Genomic DNA, 22,733 nt, shown 5'->3' on the forward strand with positions numbered 1-22,733 from the left:
GTGGCTCGTCGTCCAGCTGTCAGCTGTAGATCGTGAGGCTGACGCCCGTGATGTCGTTGGCGACGGTTGCCGTCGGGATCGTCACGTCGAGCGTGGTGCCCGAGATCTGCGCGCCGGTGCCCGGAGTGATGTCGGTCCAGCCCGCCGCCGTCTTGATGGCGACCTTGTAATTGAGCGTGTTGCACGTGGTGGCAATGCTCGAGAACTTGACGGTGGAGGCGGAGTACAGGCCGGAAGTCGTGTTGAGGGCCGGCGCTCCGAAGGCCACGGGGATCGGGACGCCCGTGGTCTGGCAGTCGGCGAGGATCGCGGTCGAGCCCGCCTGGAACTTGGCCGAGCTGTTGAGCGTCAGGGTGGACGCCGCCGCGAGCGACAGGCCCGCGACACCGAGGACGGCGAGGCCGAGGGCCAGACCCTTGCGGGACTTCTTGGACTTCGTGGAAGCCATGGTGATCTCCTGATCGGGAAGGTGCCGGGCATCGGCACCTCACCGAGACCCGCTCACGGAGACGCGCCGAGCGGCGGTCGTCCGCGAACGTAGGTGTCATCGGCACGACCACTGGTTCGGCCCTAGGTGGCAGCACCCGGGCCGTCCGTCTTGCCGGTTTCTTTCACCCCGGCCAAAGACGGCAGTTCCGTCAAGTCGGACAGGCGCTCTACTCGGCGCCCGCGCCCAGCGGCAGCCACGCCTCGAGGCGGGCGCCCTTCTCGCGGCCCGCTGCGAGGGCCAGGCGGCCGCCCGCGAGGGACAACCGCGTCGCCAGCCGGGCGGTGCCCGACGGTGTACCGGCGGTCACGGGGTCGTAGAGCTCGCCGTCGTTGTCGACGGCGACGTGCAGCACGCGGTCGGCGACGTCGAGCGAGACCACGAGCGACGCCGCGGGCCCGTGCTTGAGCGCGTTCGTCAGCGCCTCCTCGACGACGCGGACGGCCAGCAGCCGCTCGCTGATCGTGAGCGAGCAGCCCGACGGGTCGTCGAGCGACCGCACGGCGTCGCTCACCGTGAGCCGGGTGGCGATGCTCGCGGGGATGCGGCCGAGCAGGGCGCGCAGCGCGGGGACGAGGCCGAGCTCGAGACGGTCGGGGTAGAGGATCCGGCTCATCTCGCGGACGTCGATCTCCCGCGCGGACGCCAGCTCGGTGCGGACCCAGGTGAGGGTCTCGACGTCCTCGGCGTCCATGCTCCGTTCGTCGGCGCGCGCCAGGACGTCGCCCAGCCGCGCGTCCATGAGGACGAGCTTCGACTGCAGGGTTCCGTGCAGGCCCTCGGCGACGGCCCGTCGCACCCGGATCTCCTCCTGCTCGAGCGCCTTGACCGCGACCTCCACGAGCACGGTGTCGCGAGCCGCCGAGCGGGTCCGCGCGCGGTTGGTGCGGCGCGCGATGAGCGCCCACATGCCGATGGCGCCCGAGATAGCGCCGAGGACGAAGCCGCTGAGCACCTCGGCGTTGCGCGCCGGGTCGTCCAGCGAACCGTGCACACCGAACAGCACCTGCGCCAGGAAGCGCGCCACCGCCGCTGCGACCGACGCGGCGAGGACCGCGGCCGCCATCCACCACAGGCGGGTCGCGCGATGGGCCTGGGCGACGGCCAGCACGACCACGAGCATGACGACCGCCACCGCGTTCGCCCCGAGCCGCGCAGCGAGCGGGACCGACTCCCAGGCCGGGATGTACGTGGCGTAGACGTAGGTCGACTGCAGGGCGGCGCCGACGCCGTAGCCCAGGGCCACGATGGCGGTGGCGCGCAGCAGGGAGGTGCGATCCCCGCGGAGGTCCTCGCGACGGGTGGCCAGCGAGGCGGCGGAGTCGGTCGACGGCGTCGTCATCGGCGCTGGCCCCCGTCCTCGATGGGTGGTGTGCGGGTCCGCGACCGGCGCGTGGCGCGCCGCGGACCCAGCCGCAGACGATACTGGCGACGATGAGTGATCCCACCACCCGCCCCGTCCGCGTCGCCGTCGTCGAGGACCAGCCCCTGTTCCGCTCGATGCTGGAGCACACCCTCGCGGGGACCCCCGGGCTCCAGGTGGTCGCGGCGGTCGGCACGGTCACCGAGGCGGCGCGCGTGCTGCGCCCCGGCCTGGTCGACTGCGTGATCCTCGACATCGACCTGCCCGACGGCAACGGCATCGCGCTCGGCGTGACGCTCCGGCGTCGGATGCCCGACCTCGGCATCCTGCTCCTGTCCGCGCACGACGCCATGGACCTCCTGCTCGACCTCCCCGCCGACGTCGCCGCCGGGTGGGGCTACCTGTCCAAGACCTCGTCGACGAGCGAGGAGGTGCTGGTCAACGCCGTGCGCGCGGCCGCGGTGGGCGAGACCGTCCTCGACCCGGCGCTGCTGGCGCGGATGACCCCGCGGGCGGGATCGGCGGTCGCGCGGCTCACGGACCGGCAGTACGAGGTGCTTCGGCTGCTGGCGTCCGGCCTGTCCAACGCCGGCATCGGCGACCGGCTGGGGATCACCGAGAAGTCCGTGCAGAACCATGTCAACGGGATGTACGCCACGCTCGGCATCGACAGCGACCCGCAGCGCAACCCGCGCGTGACGGCCGCCCTGCGGCTGCTCGAGGAGACCGGGCCGAGCGCCTGACCCGGGTGGACCAGTTTCACCCGGTGTCGCCGTCGTAGGTCATGATCGGGCCATGGTCGACCGACGCAGCGGGGACGCTGCTCCCCCCACCACCAGCACCGTCCGCGGCGAGGACTGGTACGCCCGCGACCTGTCCGGCCAGGAGTTCCGCAACGTGGAGTTCGTCGACCTGGACCTCACCGAGACCTCGGGCGTCGGCGCCGTGTTCGAGGAGTGCGTGTTCCGCCACGCGAAGCTCAACGCCTCCGTGCACACCGACGCGGCGTTCATCAACTGCACGTTCTCGCGTTCCAACTTCTTCGACGTCCGGTTCGAGCGCTGCAAGATGGTCGGCTCGAGGTTCGACGACTGCGCCTGGGACCTCGCGCGGGTCGAGGGCGGCAACTGGTCGTTCGTCGGACTGTCCCGGGCCGACCTGCACTCCGCGACGTTCACCGGGGTGCGGCTGCGGGAGGCCGACCTCAGCGGCGTCCGCGCCGTCGGCGGCACCCTGCGCGACTGCGACCTGGCCGGCGCCTGGTGGGAGCGGGCCGACCTGACGGGTGCGACCTGCGCGGCAGCGACCTGGCCAGCCTCGACCCCGCGACCGTGACGCTCGACCGCGCGATCATCACGCTGCCGCAGGCGGTGGTCCTCGTCGAGGCGATGGGGCTGGACCTGCGGGTGGACTGACCGGATGGAGCCCCCTATCGGATTCGAACCGATGACCCCCTGTTTACAAGACAGGTGCTCTGGCCGACTGAGCTAAGGAGGCGGGCGGGCCCAGGATAACCGGGCGCCCCGCGAGGGAGCGCCCGGTCATCGAAGGATCAGGAACCCTGTGCGGCCTGGACGGCCTCGAGGAGGGCGCCCGGGGTCTGCCAGCCGCCACCGAAGTCCGTGCCGTTGATGAGCACCGTCGGCGTCGAGATCTTGCCGATGTCCGTGTTCATCTGGTTGGTCGCCGCGGCGACCCACGGGGCCATAGTGCGCCACGTGCCGTTCTTCGTGGCCTCGACGTCGTCGGTCTTGGTCGTGAAGGTGCCGTCCACGGTGGTGGTGAACGTGGCGGCCACGTCCTCCGGCACGCCGACGTCGGTCGCGATCTTCTTGATCTCCGCGTCGGTGCGGCCGGCGCTGCCCTCGGCCGGCTGGTCGACGTACATCGCGGACACGAACTTCGCGAACTGCGCGGGCGCCTTGTCCGCGACGATGGCGGCGGCGTTGGCCGCGCGGGTCGAGTAGCTGGTCCCCGCCGACTTGCTGTCGAGGAACGAGATCGGGTGGTACTCGACGGTCGTGCCGCCGTCGGCGAGCAGGGTGTCGATGTCGTCGCCGTTGATCTCCTCGAACTGGCCGCAGATCGGGCACATGAAGTCGAAGTAGACGGTCAGGGTGACGTCACCGTCGCCGGCCACGCCGACGTCGTCGCCGCCGTCGCCGCTGACGGGGATGCCGCCCTTGTCGTTGGCGGGGGCGGGCGCCGTGACGTCCGCGAGCGCGGGCGCGACGACGTTCGCGGTGCTGCCGCCGTAGACGACGTCGGAGTTGGCGGCCTCGTTGGCCTTGTTCTGGTTGACGATGGTGAACGCCACGGCGACCAGCGCGAGGATGGCGACGACGAGGCCGGAGATGGCGAGGATGCGGTTCCGCCTGGCCTTGCGCTCCTGCTCCTTGCGCATCTGGGCGGCCTTGAGGCGGGCCTCCTCGCGGCGCACCGCCTTGGTGGGACGCGGGTCGTTGGTGGGCATGGGTGCTCCTGGGTGGGACGACGGGATGGGTGGCGGGGGTCAGGCCGCGACCGGGGGACCGCGCCGCCCGACGCCGCCGGCGAGCACCCGCTCGGTCCAGGGCGCGACGACACCCGACGCGACGAGGCGAGCCCGCCGGACGACCGGGAGGGCCTGCGCGCCGACGCGCAGACCGGGGACGGCCCGGCGCAGGAGCAGCCGGACCTGGCGGGCGGCCCGCACGAGCAGCGCGGCCAGGCCGATCCCGCACGCGGTGAGCAGCAGGTAGAGGGCGGCCACCGGCACGGCGATGCTGAGCAGCACCACGGCGCCCTGGGACATGGACCCTAGGCCGTAGGAACCGTCGGGGCAGTCCGCGGCGTCGCGGAGCACGGCCAGGCGCAACCCGAGCGGGCCGAGCACGCCACCGGCGGCGACGCAGTCGTGCAGCAGCACGCGTCCCTGGGCGGCGACGGCCGCCATGAGGCCGGCCACCACGAGCCCGACCACCGGCGCGAGGCGCGCAGCGGCGACGTGCGGCCCTCGTCGCGCGGTCATGGCGCACAGCGTAGGGGTCTCTGCTGAGGATCCCCGCGTCGTCAGCCCGAACGGGGCAGCCTGACCACCTCGACATCGAACCCGAACGACCGCTTCCACTCCTGGGCCAGCCGCCCGCCTGCCCGCCGCACGATGCCGCGCAGCCACCACTCGTCGGGGTCGATGCCGGGGAACGCGTGCTCCATCAGCAGGGGGCGGAACCGGGCGTCGACCGCCTCGACCCGGCGGCGGAGCTCGGCCGTCTCCGGGTACGCGTTCAGTCCTGGGTCGGTGAGGGCGGCCTCGAGCGTGGTGCGCGCCATGGCCTCGTTGCCGTACGCGAACTCGTCACCCCGGTACCCGTGCTCACACTCCACGACGAAGCTCGACCACCGCTCGAGCACCGCCGCCGGGGTGTCGTCGCGCCACACGCCCCGACCGCGCACGAAGTCGGTGAACGCGTCGTCGAACGCGCTCACTTGGCGATCTCGCGCAGGAAGAACTCGTAGCCCTCGTCGGGACGGAAGTACGCCACGATCACGTCGCCGCGGAACACGCCGAGCGACCCGGTGCTGTGGTCGAACCGGACGACATCCCCGTTGCTGCGACGCCCGACGGCCACATCGGTCTCCGCCTCCCACGACATTCCTGAACCCTCCCCGGGATCGTCGAGCCCTCAGCCACGAGGGTGCCAGAGCGGTCCCGCGTGGCGAGACGGTCCTCAGGGCAGCGTCGGGGTGGGCAGCGGCGCCCACGTGATCGGCGTGCCCGAGCGGATCTGGGCGATGAAGACCGCCGACGCCGCCAGCAGCACCACGGTCGCGACGAGCGCGCCGGTACGGCCCGGCGCGACGACCGCGAGCACGCGGCGGGCGCCGATCCTCGTCATGAGCGACAGCGGACCCCACCAGACGACGGCGGCACCGAACAGGACGATCGACCCCACCAGGATGGACGCGGTCAGGCCCTGGGGCTCCTGGCCGGACGGCGAGTCGCCGACCACCCAGTGACCGTCGCCGATGAGCCACCAGGACACGCCGAGCAGGATGACGACCACGCTCGCGCCGACGACGAGCGACGGCAGCAGCCCCACGACCGAGCGCAGCAGGTGCCACGGACCGGTGGCGAGCGCGACCGCGCCGTCCGAGCGCTTGACGCCGACCCGCTCCCGCCGGCCGTACATCGCCTCGACCGTGGACCCCACGGTGCGCACGACGACGACGAGGATCGTGAAGACGACCAGCGTCACGCCCGGGTAGAGCGCGCCGGCCGAGCCGAGCAGGAGGCCGGCCGCCAGCAGGGTGCCCCAGCGGCGGCGGGCCCGCGGTCGCTCGTACCCGGAGCCCTCGGGCTCGGGCTCCTCGGACGCGTCGAGGTCCTCGTTGATCCACTCGACCCCGTCGGGATCCTCGTCCCACGCGTCCTCTGCGGGGGCGCCTCCGTCCACGGTGGGGTCGAACGCGCGTGTCCGGCCGTCGTTGGCCACCAGGACGGGCGCGACGACCGCGGCCGGCGCGGCCAGCACCGTGGTCCCGACGAGGTCGTCGGCGACAAGCACCGCGGTCGCGGTCTCGTCGGCGATCGACTCGCCCTCCGCCACAACCAGCGTGAGCGCCGCGACGACGTCCTCCGGGGCGATGCGGTCGGCCGGGGCCGGCGCGAGGGCGCGGGTGAGCGTGGCGGTGGTCAGCGGGCCGAGCCCCTCGAGGTCCACGTCACCCGACCGGGCCCGCGCGAGCACAGCCTCGAGCGGGCGGCTGCCGAACGGGTCGCGGCCGGTCGCGGCGAACGCGAGGATCGCCGCCCACCCCCAGAAGTCGGACCCGGCGTCGGGCTCGTCGCCGTCCAGGAGCTCGGGCGCGAGGTATCCCGGGGTGCCGATGACCAGGCCCTCGGCGGTGAGGCGCGAGTCGTCGGCGGCCTGCGCGATGCCGAAGTCGATCAGCACCGGGCCGTCGTCGCCGATGATGACGTTGGACGGCTTGAGGTCGCGGTGCACCACGCCGGCGCCGTGCACCGCCTCGAGCGCGTCGCGCAGCCCCTCGGCCAGGTCGAGCAGCTGCTCGGCGTCCAGCGGGCCGCGCTCTCGCACATGCTCCTCGAGGTTGTCTCCGGGGACCAGCTCGGTGACCAGGAATGCCTCGGTCGAGTCGGCCTCCGCGTCGAGGATCGCCGCCACGCCCGGGTGGCGCAGCTTCTGCAGCGCGTGCACCTCGCGCCGCAGGCGGTCGCGCGCGACGGCGTCGGACCCGATGTGCGGGTGCAGCATCTTGAGCGCGACCGCGTCGCCACCGCCGTCGACGGCCCGGTAGACCGTGCCCATGCCGCCGGAGCCGAGGGGTGCGACGACGGTGTATCCGCCGATCTCCGACCCCGGTGTCAGACCGATCCGCTCCATCCCCGCACCGTAGCGGGACGCCTGTGCGCACCGCCCGACAACGCGCTGGACGGACCAGGCGCTTCCCGCACAGATAGGGTCGGACCAGACCCAAGGAGTTGATCTGGTGCCTTCTGACGTGCCCGCGCACGGCTACGACTTCGTCGTCGTCGCGAACCGTCTCCCCGTCGACGTCAGCCTGGACGACGACGGCGAGCCCACCTGGACCCGATCGCCGGGAGGCCTGGTCACCGCCCTGGCGCCCGTGATGGCGAGCACGTCCGGCGCGTGGGTGGGCTGGGGAGGGTCGCCCGACCTCGAGCTCGACCCCTTCGACGTCGACGGCACCGAGCTGATCCCGGTGACGCTCACCGAGGACGACCTCGAGCAGTTCTACGAGGGCTTCTCCAACGACACCCTGTGGCCGCTCTACCACGACGTCATCGAGCCGCCGGCGTACCACCGGCAGTGGTGGGAGTCCTACCAGAGGGTCAACCAGCGGTTCGCGGAGGCCACGGCCGCGCAGGCCGCGAAGGGCGCCACCGTCTGGGTGCACGACTACCAGCTCCAGCTGGTTCCGAAGATGCTGCGGGAGCTGCGCCCGGACCTGCGCATCGGGTACTTCCACCACATCCCGTTCCCGCCGCTGGAGCTGTTCGCGCAGCTGCCGTGGCGCGTGCAGGTGGTCGAGGGGCTGCTCGGCGCCGACCTCGTGGGCTTCCAGCGGGCCGGGGACGCCGCGAACTTCGTCCGCGTGGTGCGCCGGCTGACGGACCTCACGACCCGCGGTCAGATGGTGACGCTCTCGAAGCACGGCGAACCCGGTCGGCACGTGCGCGCGGCCGCGTTCCCCATCTCCATCGACTCCCACGCCTTCGACGAGCTGGCCCGCACCGACGCCGTCCAGGAGCGCGCGCAGAAGATCCGGCGCGAGCTGGGCGACCCCGAGTACCTGCTCCTGGGCGTCGACCGGCTCGACTACACCAAGGGCATCCGGCACCGGATCAAGGCCTACGGGGAGCTCCTGGAGGAGGAGCGGCTGTCGCCGCAGAGCACGACGCTGGTGCAGGTGGCCAGCCCGAGCCGGGAGAACGTCGGGGCGTACCAGACGCTGCGCGACGAGGTCGAGCTGCTGGTCGGCCGCATCAACGGCGACCACGGCCAGGTGGGCCACGCGCCCGTCCAGTACCTGCACCAGTCGTTCCCGATGGAGGAGATGGCCGCGCTGTACCTGGCGGCCGACGTCATGCTGGTCACGGCCCTGCGCGACGGGATGAACCTCGTGGCCAAGGAGTACGTGGCCGCCCGGTCCGACGACCGCGGCGCCCTGGTGCTCTCGGAGTTCACGGGCGCCGCCGACGAGCTGACGGGCGCCGTCCTGGTGAACCCGCACGACATCGAGGGAATGAAGGACGCCATCACCTACGCCGTGCACATGGACGCCCGCGAGTCTCGCAAGCGGATGCGCCGGTTGCGGCGACGCGTGCTCGGGCACGACGTCGTCGCCTGGTCGGAGGACTTCCTCGCGGCCCTCAACTCGGTGCCCGTGCGAGCCCGCCGTGGCTGAGGACCTGACCGAGGCGCTCACCACGCTCGCCGCCGACGACGCCCGGCGGCCCCTGCTGGTCGCGCTCGACTTCGACGGGACGCTCGCCCCGCTGCAGGACGACCCGAGCGCGTCACGGATCCTCCCGGCCGGCGTCGACGTGCTCGCGCGCCTCGCCGGCACCCCAGGCGTCGCGCTGGCCCTCGTGTCCGGGCGGTCGATGAACGACCTGCACACGCTCGCGCAGGTGCCCTCCGGCACGTTCCTCATCGGCAGCCACGGCGCCGAGCGCGCCCGCGTCACCACCTGGGGGCTCGACCGCGACGTCGTGCAGCTGACCGACGAGCAGGCGGACCGGCTGGCATCGCTCGGCGCCGAAGTGGCACGCATCGCCCGCGGGCGGGACGGCGTCTGGGTGGAGACCAAGCCGACCGCCGTGGTCGTGCACACGCGCCTCGCGGAGGATGCGGTCGCTCGGCCGGCCGAACGGGAGGCGATCGCCCTCGGCGAGAAGCTCGGCTCCGGCGTGCTGCACGGCAAGGACGTCGTCGAGATCTCGGTGCTCTCGGCCAGCAAGGGCGAGGCGCTGACGGCGTTGCGCGACGAGCTCGCCGCTCCCGTCGTGCTCTACGGGGGCGACGACGTCACCGACGAGCACGCGTTCGCGGCGCTCCGGGCCGACGACGTGACCGTCAAGGTGGGCCCGGGCGAGACCGCGGCACGCTTCCACGTCGACAGCCCCGAGCAGATGGTCGCGGCACTGGCCGCACTCGCCGACGCCCTCTGAGCGGACTCCTGGTCGCTTTCAGGGCGCAGGCGTAGCGTGCGCCTCATGCCCGGCCGGATGCACGAGGTCGAGCTCGTCGAGGCTGCGGACGAGCCCGCGCGATCCCGGTCGGCCTCACGACCCCGCTCCTGGACGCCGCGGGCCGCGCAGCAGGTCGACGTCGAGCTGGACGACGACGTCGACGCCCGCGAGCGCGACGACACCGACCGGCACGTGCTCGCCGCCCGGTCCTGGCTGCGCCGGCACGGCCGCCGACTGGTCCCCGTCGCTGCCGGGTTGGCCGTGGCGCTCGTCGCCACCCAGGTCACCGTGAACCACCGGGAGGCCGTGCGCCTGGCTGCCCTCGCCGCCATCCCGGGCGTCGTGCCTCCGGCCGACCCGTCGATCGGCGTGCTGTGGCGGGCGGACGCGCGCCTCGGCGCCGCGCTGCGGTCCGGCGCCGTGGTGTCCGGGACGCTCGTCGGCGGGGTCCAGGACCCCAGCGGCGCGCTGTCGCTCGTCGGCGTGGACCCCGACACCGGCGTCCAGGCGTGGCGGACTCCCGTGGGCCTGCCCGACCCGCCGCAGCCGACCGTCGGGACGAGCCCGTCGGTGTGGGTCTCCTGCACCGCCGTCCCGCACGGCGGCACGCCGGTCGCGGCGTGCCTCGCGCAGCTGTACGGCGACGACGCGGCCGTCGGGGTCCCGGGCTCGTCGGTCTGGGTGCTCGATCCCGCCGACGGCACCGTGCTGTCCCACCGCACCGTGCCGGGGACGACCGGGCTCGACTTCACCCAGGACGACCTCGTCGTCGCGGAGCGGGTCGCCGACGACGGCTCCCCCGCCCCGACGGACGCGTCGTCGGTCCGGTGGGCGGTCACCGCGAGCGACGCCGTCAGCGGAGAGACCGACTGGACCTGGACCAGCCCGTCGGTGGACGTGCTCGGCCGGGAGGACGGCCCAGCCGGGTCGAGCGCCACCCTGTCCGCCGCCCTGCAGACCGTCGACGACGCCATCGTCATGACCGTCGACGAGCACGCCTGGATCCTGAGCACCGACGGGCAGCCGCGGCGGGACATCCCCCTCGACCCGGGATCCTGGCTAGGGCCGGCCCGCGCCGGGGTGTTCGTCGAGAACGTGTGGTCGTCCTCCGACCTCTTCCAGGGCACGGTGCTCCTGGCGGACGGCACCGAGATCCCGGTCGACGAGGCACCCGGCTATCTCTCGGTCGACGACGGCTCAGCACCGGGGGTGTTCTTCACCGTCGGCTCGCAGGACTCGGGCGCCGACGGTCTCACGGCCCGGTCGGCACGCACCGGCACGGTCCTCTGGCACCTGCCCGGGTCGATCGTCACGGGGCTGCTCCTCGACGGCATCCTCTACGTGGCGATGTCCAACGCGCTCGTCGCGGTCGACGCCACGACCGGCCGCACCCAGTGGCGCACCCCGCTGGACTACCTGCCCCAGCAGCTCTCGACGGACGGCCGCTACCTRCTCGTGCCCGGGCTGGGCGTCACGCTCGACGCGTACGAGCTGCGCGACGGCTCGCTCGCCTGGCACAAGGACCTGGCGCAGGAGGTCGCGGGCGACCGGGACCCCATCTTCGTGCAGGGCTTCCTTCCGGGCTGGCACGACCCCCGGCTCTACGTGTGGATGGACAGCGGCGCCGTCGCGGTGCTGGGCTGACCGGGCAGCGCCATGAGCCTGCACCCCGGTCACCTGGCCCCCGTCGAGCTCGACGAGCCGGACCTGACCCGCACCGCCGAACCGTCGCTCCTGCCCGCGTGGCTGCGCCGGCACGCGCCCGCCGTCGCCGGGGCCGCCGCGCTGCTGGTGCTCGCGCTGCTGAGCGCCCAGGCGGCGCTCGACTCCCGCGAGCGGCAGCGCCTCGCGTACCTCGCCGACGTCCCCGGAGTGCTGAGCCCGCTGCACGACCCGCCCGACGCCCTCTGGCGCTGGGCGCCGACCGCGGGCACGCTCGTGGCCGGCGACCAGGCCGGCCGGTGGGCCATCGGCGCCCTCTACCACCGCGGCGGGGTCGACCTGCAGGGCACCGACCCCGACACCGGCCACGTCCTGTGGTCCGTGCCGTTCTCGCTCGACGCCGCGCTGCCGCCCGGCGGCCGGTCCGAGCTCCCGTCCGTCTGGGTGCGGTGCACGGCGGTGGCAGCGCAGACGCCCGTCGCGGTGTGCGCCGCCGAGGTCTCCCCGGTCGGCTCGGTCGGTGCCGCGACGCCGCTGGTCGTGCTCGACCCGACCGACGGCACGGTGCTCGCGACACCGTCCGTCGCGGCCGGCTCCCTGTGGTCCACGGCCGGGCCGGACCTGGTGCTCGCCGCGCCCGAGCCCGTCGACGGCGGGGGCGTGCACTGGACGCTCAGCGCGACCGACCTCGCCACCGGGGAGGTCGCGTGGCGGCGGACCACCCCCGTCGTGCCGCAGGTGCACGAGGTCATGGTCGGCGACGTGATGATCCGGTCCACCCCCGCGCTGACCAGCGACGACGACCGGGTGCTGCTGACCGACAGCGGGCACGCGTGGCTGTTCGGTGCCGACGGCGCACCGCGCGGCGACGTCACCGTCGCGACCGACGGCTGGGCCGCGCTCGCGCGCGCCGACACGCTCGTGTGGACGCCGTGGCAGACCTTCGCCATCCCCGCGGGGATCCTGGTCACCCGGGACGGCACGCGCGTGGCGGTCGGCGAGAGCCCGGCGTCCCTGGCCGTCGACGACGGCAGCGCCCCCGGCACCGTGCTGCTCACCGACACCACCGCCGGCACCACCCTGGTCGCCCGCGACGCGACCTCGGGCGACGAGCTCTGGCGCACCGACGGCCTCACGTCCGAGCCCCTTCTCGTCGACGGCGCCGTCTACCTGCCCGGGGTCGACGACGTGGCCGCGGTCGACGCGCGGACCGGCGAGCAGCGGTGGCGGGTGGACGTCGGTGGCGTCCCGCTCTTCCTCGGCACCGACGGCACGCACGTCGTCGTGCTCACCCCCGACCGCACCCTGCGCGCGCTCGGCATGACCGACGGACGGCCCGCCAGCGTCGCGGACGTCGCGACGCTCCTGTCCGACGACCCGGGCGGCGTCTCCGCCGTCAGCGAGTACGCCGGGCGGCTGCTCGTCCGGTTCCGCGACGGGACGAGCCTGGTCGTCGGCTGACCCTTGCCCGCCTGCGCCGGACGTGTGCAACGTCACTGCGGGGTGTGGTCGGTCCGCACCGGTATGGCATGATGACCGCGGGCGACGGGGGATTCCCTCCTCCAGAACCCGTGTCATCGAGGACACTCTTGACACTCTTCACTACGGATCGTCCGGCACGTACCTGCCGGTGAAGGGATTGATCAGCCATGGCAACGGTCACTTTCGACAAGGCCTCCCGGGTCTACCCGGGCACAGAGCGCCCCGCGGTCGACGCGCTCGACCTGCACATCGAGGACGGCGAGTTCCTCGTCCTCGTCGGCCCCTCCGGTTGTGGTAAGTCCACCTCGCTCCGCATGCTCGCGGGCCTCGAGGACGTCAACGCGGGCCGCATCCTCATCGGCGACCGCGACGTCACGGACGTCCAGCCGAAGGACCGCGACATCGCGATGGTCTTCCAGAACTACGCGCTGTACCCGCACATGACGGTCGCCGACAACATGGGCTTCGCGCTCAAGATCGCCGGCACGCCGAAGGCGGAGATCCGCCAGCGCGTCGAGGAGGCTGCCAAGATCCTCGACCTCTCCCAGTACCTCGACCGCAAGCCGAAGGCCCTCTCCGGTGGCCAGCGTCAGCGCGTCGCCATGGGCCGTGCCATCGTGCGTTCGCCCCAGGTGTTCCTCATGGACGAGCCGCTGTCGAACCTGGACGCCAAGCTCCGCGTCCAGACCCGTACGCAGATCGCGTCGCTGCAGCGTCGTCTCGGTGTCACCACCGTCTACGTCACGCACGACCAGACCGAGGCCCTGACCATGGGTGACCGCATCGCGGTCCTCAAGGACGGCCTCCTGCAGCAGGTCGGCACGCCCCGCGACATGTACGACACCCCGGCCAACGTCTTCGTCGCCGGCTTCATCGGCTCGCCGGCCATGAACATCGGCACCTTCCCGGTCCTCGACGGCACCGCGAACCTGGGCCGCGCCCGCGTCGCCGTGCCGCGTTCCGTCATCGGGCAGTTCACCGAGGACGACCGCAACCACATCACGGTCGGCTTCCGTCCCGAGTCGGTCGACGTCGTGCCCGAGGGCACGCCGGACGGCATCCCGATCATCGTCAACATCGTCGAGGAGCTCGGCTCCGACGCGTTCGTCTACGGCTCGCTCACCAACGAGTTCGGCCGCGCCGACCAGGTGCACTCCGGTGCCGGCGACGCGCAGGTCATCGTGCGCGTCGACCCCCGCCAGGTGCCCGCCAAGGGCGAGACGATCTTCATCCGCCTCCGCGAGGGCGAGACGCACCTCTTCCACGCGGGCTCGGGCGAGCGCATGGCCTGACCTCAGCACACCCGACAGGGCGGTCCCGGCTTCGGCCGGGGCCGCCCTGTCGGCTTTCGTCGGACTTCTCCCGACGCGGCCCTGTCAGCGTTCTCTGCGAGAATCGAACCCATGAGCCCGACGCCGCAGCGCCTCCAGATCACCGCGGCCTCGCCCGACCCTGCACTCCTGGACCTGCCGTGGCACATCCCGCTCGAGGACTGGCCGGCCGAGACGCTCGCCGCCCTCCCCCGCGGCATCTCCCGGCACATCGTGCGGTTCGCCAAGATGTCGGGCCGCGTCATCGCGGTCAAGGAGATCGGCGAGACCGTGGCGTACCGGGAGTACGAGCTCCTGCGCCAGCTCCGCCGCCTCGACGTCCCGTCCGTCGAGCCCGTCGGCGTCATCACCGGTCGGCGCGACCCGGACGGCGAACCCCTCGAGGCCGTGCTCATCACGCAGCACCTGCAGTTCTCGCTCCCCTACCGCGCGCTGTTCAGCCAGGCGCTGCGCCCCGACACCGCGACGCGCCTCATCGACGCGCTCGCCGTCCTGCTGGTCCGGCTGCACCTGGCCGGCTTCTACTGGGGCGACGTGTCGCTGTCCAACACGCTGTTCCGTCGGGATGCCGAGACGTTCGCCGCGTACCTGGTCGACGCCGAGACGGGCGACCTGCACGACAAGCTCTCCGACGGGCAGCGCGGGTACGACCTCGAGGTCGCGCGCGTGAACATCATCGGCGAGCTCATGGACCTGCAGGCCGGGGAGTTCCTCGAGGAGGACGTCGACGCCGTCGCCATCGGGGACGCTCTGGCCGAGCGGTACGGCGAGCTCTGGCGCGCGCTCACCGAGTCCGAGTCGTTCACGTTCGGCGACCGCTGGCGCGTGCAGGCCCGCATCGACCGGCTCAACGACCTGGGTTTCGACGTGGGCGAGCTCGACATCACCACCGACGTCGACGGCACCAGCGTCCGGATCCAGCCGAAGGTCGTCGACGCCGGGCACCACTCCCGCCGCCTCATGCGGCTCACCGGGCTCGACGTGCAGGAGAACCAGGCCCGCCGCCTGCTCAACGACCTCGACGAGTTCCGCGCGGCCACCGACCGGCAGCGCGACGACGAGTCGTTCGTCGCGCACGACTGGCTGACCGACATCTTCGAGCCCGCCGTCCGCAGCGTCCCGCGGGACCTGCGCGGCAAGCTCGAGCCCGCGCAGATCTACCACGAGCTGCTGGACCACCGCTGGTTCCTGTCGGAGCAGGCCGGCCACGACGTGCCGATGCAGAAGACCGCGAAGAGCTACGTGAAGAACATCCTGCCCACGCGGCCCGACGAGCAGGCGGTCCTCGGCGTGCAGGCCGGCGAGATCCCGGACACCGACATGATCCCGCGGGTGGACCCGGACCAGATCATCGGCTGACCGTCAGACCGCGCGCTGGCGGGCCACCTCGAACAGGGCGATGCCCGCGGCAACGCCGGCGTTGAGCGACTCGACGGCCGACGCGATCGGGATGGACGCGATGGCGTCGCACTGCTCGCGGACCAGGCGCGACAGGCCCTTGCCCTCGGAGCCGACGACGAGCACGAGCGGGTCGGTCGCGTACGGCAGGTCGGTGATGGTGACGTCGCCGCCGCCGTCCAGGCCGACGACGAACACGCCGGCCGCCTTGAGCCCCTGCAGGGTCCGGACCAGGTTGGTCACGCGGGCGACGGGCACCCGGGCGGCCGCTCCGGCCGAGACCTTCCACGCCGACGCCGTCACGCCCGCCGCGCGACGCTCGGGGACCAGCACGCCGTGCGCGCCGAACGCACCGGCCGACCGGAGCACCGCGCCGAGGTTGCGAGGGTCGGTGACGCCGTCGAGCGCGACGATCAGCGCGGGCCGGTCGGACTCCGCCGCCGCGTCGAGCAGGTCGTCGTCGTCCGCGTACGCGTACGGCGGCACCTGGATGGCGACGCCCTGGTGCACCGAGCCGTCGGTCAGCCGGTCGAGCTCGGCCCGGCTGACCTCGAGCAGCGGGTAGTTAGAGTTACCGGCCGCACTGATGATCTCGCGCGTGCGGTCGTCGCCCTCGAGCCGCGAGGCGATGTAGACCGTGGAGACCGGGATGCCCGCACGCAGCGCCTCGACGACCGAGTTCCGGCCCGAGACGATCTCGTGCGTCGAGCTCTTGCGACCACCCTTGGACCCGGCGGCGCTGCGGCTCGCCGACGCCTGCTGGCGACCCGACGTGCCCCGGGTACCGGCGACGGCGCGACGCTCCGCGGCGATCTTCGCCTTGTGCGCGGGGTGGTACTCGCGGTCCTCGGCCTTGGGCGTCGGGCCGCGGCCCTCGAGCGACCGGCGGTTCTTGCCGCCCGTGCCCGCGCTGGCGGTCTTCTTCGAGCTGCCCTTGCGGACCGCCCCTCGACGCTCTGAGTTTCCGGCCATGTTCAGTTCTCCATCTGATGGTCATGATCGAGGCGTCCGGGGGCCAACGACCACCGTGCCCCCGTCGGTGAGTCCTCGACGACGACGCCGGCCGCGGCGAGGCGGTCCCGGATCGCGTCGGACGTGGCGAAGTCGCGCGCGGCGCGGGCCTGCGCGCGGGCCTCGAGCTCGGCGGCCACGACGGCCTCCAGAGCCTTGGCGTACCGGGCGTCGCCGCCGTGCGCCCGCCACTGCGGACCGCCCGGGTCGAGGCCGAGCACGTCGAGCATCGCCCGCAGCACCACCATGGCGTCGCGAGCCTCGGCGAGGTCGCCGCGGGCCAGCGCGGAGTTGCCCGTGCGCAGGTGCTCGTGCACGACCGCGAGCGCAGCCGGGACGTTGAGGTCGTCGTCCATCGCGAGGACGAACTCGGGCGGCAGCTCGACCGCTCCCACCTCGGCGTCGTCAGCGACACCGACCTTCTCCGCGGCCCGCTCGACGAAGCCGGCGAGCCGGTCCCAGGTGGCCTCGGCCTCGCGCAGGGTGTCGTCGGTCCACTCGAGCATCGAGCTGTACTGCACGGCCGTCATGGCGTAGCGCAGGACGGACGCGCGCTCCTTGGCCAGCACCGCTGTGACCAGCAGCCCGTTGCCGAGCGACTTGCTCATCTTCGCGCCGCCCTGCGTGACCCAGCCGTTGTGCAGCCAGTACTGGGCGAACCCGTAACCGGCTGCGCGCGACTGCGCCTGCTCGTTCTCGTGGTGCGGGAAGCGCAGGTCGAGCCCGCCGCCGTGGATGTCGAAGGTGTCGCCGAGGTAGCGCTGGGCCATCGCGGAGCACTCGAGGTGCCAGCCGGGCCGGCCGCGACCGAACGGGGTCTCCCACGCCGCCGTCGCCGGCTCCCCCGGCTTGGACGCCTTCCAGAGCGCGAAGTCGCGGGGGTCCCGCTTGGCGTCGTCGTCGACGGTGCCGTCCGGCGCCGGGACCATGTCGTCCACACGTTGGTTGGTCAGCGCGCCGTACTCCGAGTAGCTGCGGACGTCGAACCACACGTCGCCGGGGCCGGTCGTGTACGCGTGGCCGGTCTCGACCAGCCGGTCCATCAGCTCGATCATCGCGGGCACGTGGCCGGTGGCCCGCGGCTCATGGCTGGGCGGCAGCACGCCGAGCGCGTCGTACGCCGAGGTGAACGCGCGCTCGTTCGTCGTCGCCCAGCCCCACCACGGCTCGCCGGCGTCGGCGGCCTTGGCCAGGATCTTGTCGTCGATGTCCGTCACGTTGCGCACCAGCGTCACGCGGTGCCCCGTGCGGCGCAGCCAGCGGACCAGCACGTCGAACGCGATGGCCGAGCGGAGGTGCCCGATGTGCGGCGGCGCCTGCACGGTGGCGCCACACAGGTAGATGCCGACCTCTCCGGGCACGAGCGGGACGAAGTCACGCACCGTCCGGGTCGCGGTGTCGAAGAGGCGCAGGGTCACGCAGCAAGGTTACCGGCGCGCCGCCCTCCCGCCTTTCACACTGCCGACCCCCCGCGACCCCCGACAACGTCCGAGCAGATGCGCGCCAGAGCCCCCATGTGTTCGGACGCTACCGATCCTGCCGCGCAACGTCCGAAGAAGTGCGCGCCAGAGCCCCCATGTGTTCGGACGTCAGCGATCCGTCACCGCACCCGAACTGCCGGAGCGGTGGGTCAGCCGAAGGTGCGGTGCTCGCCGCGGTACGTGGGGACGGTGGCCTCGATGATCGTGCCGCGCACCAGGTGGACCTGCTCGAAGCGCTCCATGACCTCGCCGGACTTGGCGTGCCGGAACCAGACCCGGTCGCCGACGCGCAGGTCGGCGTCGCCCGAGAGCCGCATCGGCGTCTGCACCTCGCCGGCACCCTCGCGGCTGGTCAGCGCCAGCCCGGCGGGCCAGACGGGTCGCGGCTGCCGGGACTTCTTCGCGGGGCCGGAGGCGATGTACCCGCCGCCGAACGCGGTGGCGAACCCCGGACCKGGGATCCGGACGACGTCGAGCCCGAAGAACGCGGCGGGCCGGGGGGTGAACGAGCGATAGGCGTCGAAGAGCGTGGGCACGAACAGGCCCGACCCGGCCGTGACCTCGGTGACGACGGGATCGGCGGCGCTGGACTCCACGGAGCCGGAGCCACCCGAGTTCACCAGCGTCAGGGGGTGGCCGGCGGCGGCCTCGACGGCGGCGACGACCGCGGCGCGTCGGGTGGCGAGGTCCGAGATCGACAGGCGCTTCACGGCGCGGACGGCGGGCGACGAGTCGGGCAGGCCGGCCACCTGGGCCTCGTAGAACATGACGCCGACGACGTCGACCCCGGACCGCGCGGCGATGAAGGTGGCGAGCGCCCCGGCGTCGGACGCGGAGTGCACGGGTGAGCGCCGCACGCCCAGGTGCGCGGCGATCGGACCGAACCGCACCTTGAGCGAGGCGTCGACGTCGATGCACAGGCGCAGCGTGGCGCCGTGGGCCTGCGCGGCACGGGCGGCGAGCTCGACCTGCGCGACGTCGTCGACCATCAGCGTGACGGCCGCGGCGGCGACGGGGTCGGCCGCCAGGGAGTCGAGGGCACCGGTGTCGACGGTCGGGTAGCCCAGCAGGACGTCGTCGACACCCTGCCCGACGAGCCAGAGCGCCTCGCGCAGCGAGTAGCCCATGACGCCGGCGAACCCGGGTTGCGCGAGCACCCGGTCGAGCACGTGCCGCACGCGGACGGACTTGCTGGCCACGCGGATCGGGGTGCCGGCGGCGCGCCGCACGAGGTCGGCGGCGTTGGCGTCGACGGCGTCGAGGTCCACGACGGCGAGCGGCGCGGGAAGGCCGTGCGTCGCCTCGTCGAGGCGATCGCCGAGGGTCAGGCTCATGCATCTGCTCCTGCGGTCAGGGGGGCACCGTCGTGCTTCACGACGCCGAAGCGGCCGGCGAAGACCGCGACGGCGATCGCGAGCACCGCCGGCACCGCGAAGCCCCAGCGGAGGTTGGACTGGCTGCCGATCACGCCGACGAACACGCCGCCGAGGACCGCACCCACGTAGTTGAAGCCGTTCAGGCGGGCGACGACCGCGTCCGCGTGCCCGGGCGCCAGCTCCCCGGCGGCCGAGAAGCACAGCGGCGCGATCAGGCCGAGGCCCGCTCCAGCGACCGCGAAGCCGAGCACGGCCTGCTCGGGCGCCCGGCTGGTGATGACCAGCAGCAGCCCGGCGGCACCGACGAGCGCCGCGACGCGGACCACGGCCGCCCGGCCCCAGCGGCGGACGCAGGGGTCGCCGGCGAGGCGCGAGACCAGGGTCATGGCCAGATAGGCGGCGTACCCGAGCTTGGTGATGGTCCCGGCGGTGTCCAGCACCTCGTGCATGAAGATCGGGCTCCACGTCGAGATCGCCTGGTCGTTGACGTAGTACGCGACGACGCCGAGGCCGAGGAGCAGCAGCGGAGCCCACGGGATCACGGGCTTGACGGGGTCGATGCGCGGCTCGACGGGCGTGGCGACCTCATCGGCGATGGCGACCTCGTCGGCGGTGGCGACCCTCTCGCGCCAGGAACCGCGCCACACGACGACCGAGGTCAGGGCGGCGACGACCGTGCCGAGCAGCAGTGTGAGCGCGACGGGCTCCGTGGGGACGCGGCCGGTGGAGACGGCGATCAGGACCGTGCCGACGATCCCGCCGACCGACCACGAGGCGTAGAAGCTGGTGAGCAGCGACTTGCCGTAGACGCCCTGGACGGCCACCGCCTGCATGTTGGTGCCCGCGTCGACCATGCCGAGCCCCACGCCGTAGACAGCGAAGCCGCAGCACAGCAGGGCGAACGTGGGCGCGACGGCCACGAGGACCACGGCAGACGCGACCACCACGAGCCCGGTGCCGAGGACAGCCCGGCTACCCCCGGGGGTGCGCGCGATCCGGTCGGCGATGAGCGTGCCCACGCCGGCCATGACGCAGACGCCGAGGATGACCGCCGAGATGGCGAGGTCGTCGATGCCGTAGCGGTCCTTGAACGAGTCGAGGCTCGTGAGGATCATCGCGAAGACGAAGCCCTGGGCGGCGAACCCCAGGGAGCCGGCGACGCGGGCACGCCTCGCGACGGCCGAGACGGGCGCCACCGGCGCCGGTGTCGCGGTCCCGCTCACGCGGACGTCGTCGGTGCAGGCGCGAGCTCGTCGTCCGGCGCGAGCGCGGCCGGGACGGCCATGGTGGCGAGGAACCTGCCGAAGCCCTGCAGACCCGTGCGGGCAGTCTCGGAGTCGCCGTCCACCAGCCAGGCGAGCGAGAAGCCGTCGATGACCGCGACGACCGACCGGGCGAGCGTGCCGCGCGGCACCGACCACCCGACGTGGGCAGACCGCTCGACCAGGTCCAGCACCTGCTCGGCCGCGGCCCACTGGCCGCGATACTGCTCGATGGCGACCTGGTTCAGCTCGGGGTGCCGCAGCGAGGACGTGGTCAGCTCGTAGGACAGCAGCTGGGGACCGCGCGACTCCTTGATGCCGGCCCAGAGGGCGTCGATGACGCTCTCGATGACGCCCTCGGTGTCCGCCGCGTCCTGGGGGATCTCGCCGAGGCTGCGCTCGAGGTTGGCCGACGTGATGGCGTGGGCCATCGCGCGCAGCAGCTCGTCCTTGTCCTGGAAGCAGTAGTGCACGACCCCCAGCGACACACCCGCCTCCGCGGCGACGGCGCGCACGGTGGCAGCGTCGATGCCGTCGCGGCTCGCGACGGCGAGCGCAGCCTCGATCAGCTGCTCGCGCCTCTCGGCCACAGGCAAGCGGTTCATGAAGGGTCCCCTCCCTCGTGCGACGGCCCCTCCAGTACGGCAAACAACCGGGTGGGCAAGGCCGACGCGTCCCCCTAGAGCACAGTTCAATATCGATAGTCACGATAGTCAAGGACTTGGCGCACTTGACTTGGACAGATGACCAGTAAGACCCTCTGTTCTATGGGATCACTGCCGGCAGCCGGCGCCTGGCAGAACTGGGCACGCACCGCGAGCGCGACGCCGCAGCGCGTGCTGCACCCCCGCGACCTGGACGAACTGATCGCAACTGTGCGAAAGGGGGCGGCCGACGGACTGCGTGTCCGCGCAGTGGGCGGCGGCCACAGTTTCACCCCCGTGGCGGTCACCGACGGGGTTCACCTGCGGCTCGACGCGCTGGACGCGTTCGAGCGTGTCGCCCCCCAGGCCGACGGCACGACGCACGTCACGGTCGGGGCCGGGATCAAGCTCCACGCCCTCAACGCCGGGCTGGCCGAGCGCGGCCTGGCCATGCGCAACCTCGGTGACATCGACAAGCAGTCGATCGCCGGCGCGATCTCGACCGGCACGCACGGCACGGGCGCCCGGCTCGGCGGGCTGGCCACGCAGGTCGTCGGCGCACGCCTGGTGACCGCGTCGGGTGCCGTCGTGGAGACGTCCCCCACGCAGCAGCCCGAGCTGTTCGAGCTCGCACGACTGGGCCTCGGCAGCGTCGGCGTGCTCGCCGCAGTCACGCTCGAGGTTGTGCCGGCCTACCGCCTCGAGGCCCGCGAGGAGCCCTGGGCCCTGGATGCCGTGCTCGAGCAGCTCGACGGCCCGGACGGGCTCGTCGAGGGCAACGACCACTTCGAGTTCTACTGGTTCCCGCACACGCGCCGGGCGCTGACCAAGCGCAACAACCGGGTGGCCGACGACGTCGTGCGGCCGCTGCACCCGGTCCGCGGGTGGGTCGATGACGAGCTGCTGTCCAACGCCGTCTTCTCGTTCACCAACGGCGTCGCCACCCTGATGCCCTCGACCACCGCCACCATCAACGGGCTCGCCGCCCGGGCGCTGAGCTCGCGCCGCTACACGGCGCCCTCCGCCGAGGTCTTCGTCTCGCCGCGCCGGGTGAAGTTCCGCGAGATGGAGTACGCCGTCCCGCGCGACCGCCTGCGCGAGGTGCTGCGCGAGATCGACACCTGGATCGAGTCGACCGGCGAGCGCGTGCCGTTCCCGGTCGAGATCCGGTTCGCGGCCGCCGATGACCTGTGGCTCTCGACGGCGTACGGTCGGGACACCGCCTACGTCGCCGTGCACCAGTACGTCCGGCTGCCGTACGCGCGCTACTTCACCGCCGTCGAGCGCATCGTCGCGCAGGTGGGCGGCCGACCGCACTGGGGCAAGATGCACTGGCTCGAGGCCGAGCAGCTCGGTGCGCTCTACCCGCGCTTCGCCGACGCCCAGCGCGTCCGCGCGCAGGCCGACCCCGAGGGCGTGTTCAGCAACTCGTACCTCGACCGGCTGCTGGGCCCCGGGGAGCGCCGCGCGGCGTAGCTCGCGCGGGTGTCCAACCAGCGGCGTGGCTTCGCGCGGG

Annotated in this window: 21 protein-coding genes and 1 tRNA gene; 9 read left to right on the forward strand and 13 right to left on the reverse strand. The window is 73.0% G+C overall.

Annotated features, from left to right (window positions below):
- Positions 1-19: 19 nt before the first annotated feature.
- Entirely contained in the window at positions 20-448 is a 429-nt protein-coding gene (locus AC1DYZ_RS17640; protein WP_477066426.1) for a hypothetical protein, read from the reverse strand.
- Between the two features lie 208 nt (positions 449-656).
- Positions 657-1,829 (reverse strand): sensor histidine kinase, encoded by a 1,173-nt coding sequence (locus tag AC1DYZ_RS17645; RefSeq protein WP_477066427.1) that lies wholly within the window; start codon positions 1,827-1,829, stop codon positions 657-659.
- Between the two features lie 92 nt (positions 1,830-1,921).
- Between AC1DYZ_RS17645 and AC1DYZ_RS17650 the strand changes: the two genes are divergently transcribed.
- Both AC1DYZ_RS17650 and AC1DYZ_RS17655 read left to right on the forward strand, forming a co-directional pair.
- Positions 1,922-2,593 (forward strand): response regulator, encoded by a 672-nt coding sequence (locus tag AC1DYZ_RS17650; RefSeq protein WP_477066428.1) that lies wholly within the window; start codon positions 1,922-1,924, stop codon positions 2,591-2,593.
- 52 nt (positions 2,594-2,645) lie between these two features.
- Positions 2,646-3,185 (forward strand): pentapeptide repeat-containing protein, encoded by a 540-nt coding sequence (locus AC1DYZ_RS17655; protein WP_477066429.1) that lies wholly within the window; start codon positions 2,646-2,648, stop codon positions 3,183-3,185.
- 85 nt (positions 3,186-3,270) lie between these two features.
- Here the strand turns inward: AC1DYZ_RS17655 and AC1DYZ_RS17660 are convergent.
- The 6 genes from AC1DYZ_RS17660 to AC1DYZ_RS17685 form a co-directional block, all read right to left on the reverse strand.
- A tRNA-Thr gene (locus AC1DYZ_RS17660) sits at positions 3,271-3,347 on the reverse strand.
- Between the two features lie 55 nt (positions 3,348-3,402).
- Positions 3,403-4,323 (reverse strand): DsbA family protein, encoded by a 921-nt coding sequence (locus AC1DYZ_RS17665; RefSeq protein ID WP_477066430.1) that lies wholly within the window; start codon positions 4,321-4,323, stop codon positions 3,403-3,405.
- A 39-nt stretch (positions 4,324-4,362) separates the two neighbouring features.
- A complete protein-coding gene (locus tag AC1DYZ_RS17670; RefSeq protein ID WP_477066431.1) occupies positions 4,363-4,860 on the reverse strand; it encodes a hypothetical protein in 498 nt (165 codons plus the stop codon).
- 41 nt (positions 4,861-4,901) lie between these two features.
- A complete protein-coding gene (locus tag AC1DYZ_RS17675) occupies positions 4,902-5,318 on the reverse strand; it encodes a hypothetical protein (RefSeq protein WP_477066432.1) in 417 nt (138 codons plus the stop codon).
- The gene (locus tag AC1DYZ_RS17680) at positions 5,315-5,485 is read right to left on the reverse strand and encodes a hypothetical protein (RefSeq protein ID WP_477066433.1); all 171 of its coding nucleotides are present in this window, start codon (positions 5,483-5,485) and stop codon (positions 5,315-5,317) included. The genes AC1DYZ_RS17675 and AC1DYZ_RS17680 overlap by 4 nt, the downstream gene beginning before the upstream one ends.
- A 75-nt stretch (positions 5,486-5,560) precedes the next feature.
- On the reverse strand, positions 5,561-7,237 hold the full coding sequence (locus AC1DYZ_RS17685; protein WP_477066434.1) for a serine/threonine-protein kinase: 1,677 nt from the start codon (positions 7,235-7,237) through the stop codon (positions 5,561-5,563).
- Between the two features lie 106 nt (positions 7,238-7,343).
- Between AC1DYZ_RS17685 and AC1DYZ_RS17690 the strand changes: the two genes are divergently transcribed.
- From AC1DYZ_RS17690 to AC1DYZ_RS17715, 6 genes are all read left to right on the forward strand, one after another.
- The gene (locus AC1DYZ_RS17690; RefSeq protein WP_477066435.1) at positions 7,344-8,783 is read left to right on the forward strand and encodes an alpha,alpha-trehalose-phosphate synthase (UDP-forming); all 1,440 of its coding nucleotides are present in this window, start codon (positions 7,344-7,346) and stop codon (positions 8,781-8,783) included.
- On the forward strand, positions 8,776-9,549 hold the full coding sequence (otsB, locus tag AC1DYZ_RS17695; RefSeq protein ID WP_477066436.1) for a trehalose-phosphatase: 774 nt from the start codon (positions 8,776-8,778) through the stop codon (positions 9,547-9,549). Before AC1DYZ_RS17690 ends, otsB begins: the two co-directional genes overlap by 8 nt.
- Positions 9,550-9,594: 45 nt before the next feature.
- The gene (locus tag AC1DYZ_RS17700) at positions 9,595-11,214 is read left to right on the forward strand and encodes an outer membrane protein assembly factor BamB family protein (RefSeq protein WP_477066437.1); all 1,620 of its coding nucleotides are present in this window, start codon (positions 9,595-9,597) and stop codon (positions 11,212-11,214) included.
- A 12-nt stretch (positions 11,215-11,226) separates the two neighbouring features.
- Positions 11,227-12,693, forward strand: a complete 1,467-nt coding sequence (locus AC1DYZ_RS17705) for an outer membrane protein assembly factor BamB family protein (RefSeq protein WP_477066438.1) — start codon at positions 11,227-11,229, stop codon at positions 12,691-12,693.
- 188 nt (positions 12,694-12,881) lie between these two features.
- Entirely contained in the window at positions 12,882-14,006 is a 1,125-nt protein-coding gene (locus AC1DYZ_RS17710; protein ID WP_477066439.1) for an ABC transporter ATP-binding protein, read from the forward strand.
- A 111-nt stretch (positions 14,007-14,117) separates the two neighbouring features.
- Positions 14,118-15,404 carry a DUF4032 domain-containing protein gene (locus tag AC1DYZ_RS17715; protein ID WP_456825392.1) on the forward strand — a complete coding sequence of 429 codons (1,287 nt, stop codon included), beginning with the start codon at positions 14,118-14,120 and terminating at the stop codon, positions 15,402-15,404.
- 3 nt (positions 15,405-15,407) lie between these two features.
- Here the strand turns inward: AC1DYZ_RS17715 and rlmB are convergent, their stop codons facing one another.
- From rlmB to AC1DYZ_RS17740, 5 genes are all read right to left on the reverse strand, one after another.
- Positions 15,408-16,415: a 23S rRNA (guanosine(2251)-2'-O)-methyltransferase RlmB gene (gene rlmB / locus AC1DYZ_RS17720; protein WP_477066440.1), complete on the reverse strand. Its 1,008-nt coding sequence runs from the start codon at positions 16,413-16,415 to the stop codon at positions 15,408-15,410.
- Between the two features lie 2 nt (positions 16,416-16,417).
- Positions 16,418-17,872, reverse strand: coding sequence for a cysteine--tRNA ligase (gene cysS, locus AC1DYZ_RS17725; protein WP_477066441.1), 1,455 nt, complete (start codon positions 17,870-17,872; stop codon positions 16,418-16,420).
- Between the two features lie 212 nt (positions 17,873-18,084).
- Positions 18,085-19,269, reverse strand: a complete 1,185-nt coding sequence (locus AC1DYZ_RS17730) for an alanine racemase (RefSeq protein WP_477066442.1) — start codon at positions 19,267-19,269, stop codon at positions 18,085-18,087.
- The gene (locus AC1DYZ_RS17735) at positions 19,266-20,534 is read right to left on the reverse strand and encodes an MFS transporter (protein ID WP_477066443.1); all 1,269 of its coding nucleotides are present in this window, start codon (positions 20,532-20,534) and stop codon (positions 19,266-19,268) included. The genes AC1DYZ_RS17730 and AC1DYZ_RS17735 overlap by 4 nt, the downstream gene beginning before the upstream one ends.
- Positions 20,531-21,178 (reverse strand): TetR/AcrR family transcriptional regulator, encoded by a 648-nt coding sequence (locus tag AC1DYZ_RS17740; protein ID WP_477066444.1) that lies wholly within the window; start codon positions 21,176-21,178, stop codon positions 20,531-20,533. Before AC1DYZ_RS17740 ends, AC1DYZ_RS17735 begins: the two co-directional genes overlap by 4 nt.
- A gap of 162 nt (positions 21,179-21,340) precedes the next feature.
- On the opposite strand from AC1DYZ_RS17740, the gene AC1DYZ_RS17745 reads away from it, so the two are divergent.
- Positions 21,341-22,693 (forward strand): D-arabinono-1,4-lactone oxidase, encoded by a 1,353-nt coding sequence (locus AC1DYZ_RS17745; protein WP_477066445.1) that lies wholly within the window; start codon positions 21,341-21,343, stop codon positions 22,691-22,693.
- The last annotated feature ends 40 nt before the right edge of the window (positions 22,694-22,733 follow it).

The organism is Cellulomonas sp. P1_C4, assembly GCF_056406355.1.

Excerpts from the sequence above, each read along its gene's own strand:
- AC1DYZ_RS17670 (WP_477066431.1), bottom strand. The coding sequence starts at position 4,860 with ATGACCGCGCGACGAGGGCCGCACGTCGCCGCTGCGCGCCTCGCGCCG.
- AC1DYZ_RS17650 (WP_477066428.1), top strand. The coding sequence starts at position 1,922 with ATGAGTGATCCCACCACCCGCCCCGTCCGCGTCGCCGTCGTCGAGGAC.
- AC1DYZ_RS17740 (WP_477066444.1), bottom strand. The coding sequence starts at position 21,178 with ATGAACCGCTTGCCTGTGGCCGAGAGGCGCGAGCAGCTGATCGAGGCT.
- AC1DYZ_RS17685 (WP_477066434.1), bottom strand. The coding sequence starts at position 7,237 with ATGGAGCGGATCGGTCTGACACCGGGGTCGGAGATCGGCGGATACACC.
- AC1DYZ_RS17710 (WP_477066439.1), top strand. The coding sequence starts at position 12,882 with ATGGCAACGGTCACTTTCGACAAGGCCTCCCGGGTCTACCCGGGCACA.
- AC1DYZ_RS17680 (WP_477066433.1), bottom strand. The coding sequence starts at position 5,485 with ATGTCGTGGGAGGCGGAGACCGATGTGGCCGTCGGGCGTCGCAGCAAC.
- AC1DYZ_RS17705 (WP_477066438.1), top strand. The coding sequence starts at position 11,227 with ATGAGCCTGCACCCCGGTCACCTGGCCCCCGTCGAGCTCGACGAGCCG.
- AC1DYZ_RS17645 (WP_477066427.1), bottom strand. The coding sequence starts at position 1,829 with ATGACGACGCCGTCGACCGACTCCGCCGCCTCGCTGGCCACCCGTCGC.
- AC1DYZ_RS17640 (WP_477066426.1), bottom strand. The coding sequence starts at position 448 with ATGGCTTCCACGAAGTCCAAGAAGTCCCGCAAGGGTCTGGCCCTCGGC.
- AC1DYZ_RS17665 (WP_477066430.1), bottom strand. The coding sequence starts at position 4,323 with ATGCCCACCAACGACCCGCGTCCCACCAAGGCGGTGCGCCGCGAGGAG.
- rlmB (WP_477066440.1), bottom strand. The coding sequence starts at position 16,415 with ATGGCCGGAAACTCAGAGCGTCGAGGGGCGGTCCGCAAGGGCAGCTCG.
- AC1DYZ_RS17715 (WP_456825392.1), top strand. The coding sequence starts at position 14,118 with ATGAGCCCGACGCCGCAGCGCCTCCAGATCACCGCGGCCTCGCCCGAC.
- AC1DYZ_RS17745 (WP_477066445.1), top strand. The coding sequence starts at position 21,341 with ATGGGATCACTGCCGGCAGCCGGCGCCTGGCAGAACTGGGCACGCACC.
- AC1DYZ_RS17655 (WP_477066429.1), top strand. The coding sequence starts at position 2,646 with ATGGTCGACCGACGCAGCGGGGACGCTGCTCCCCCCACCACCAGCACC.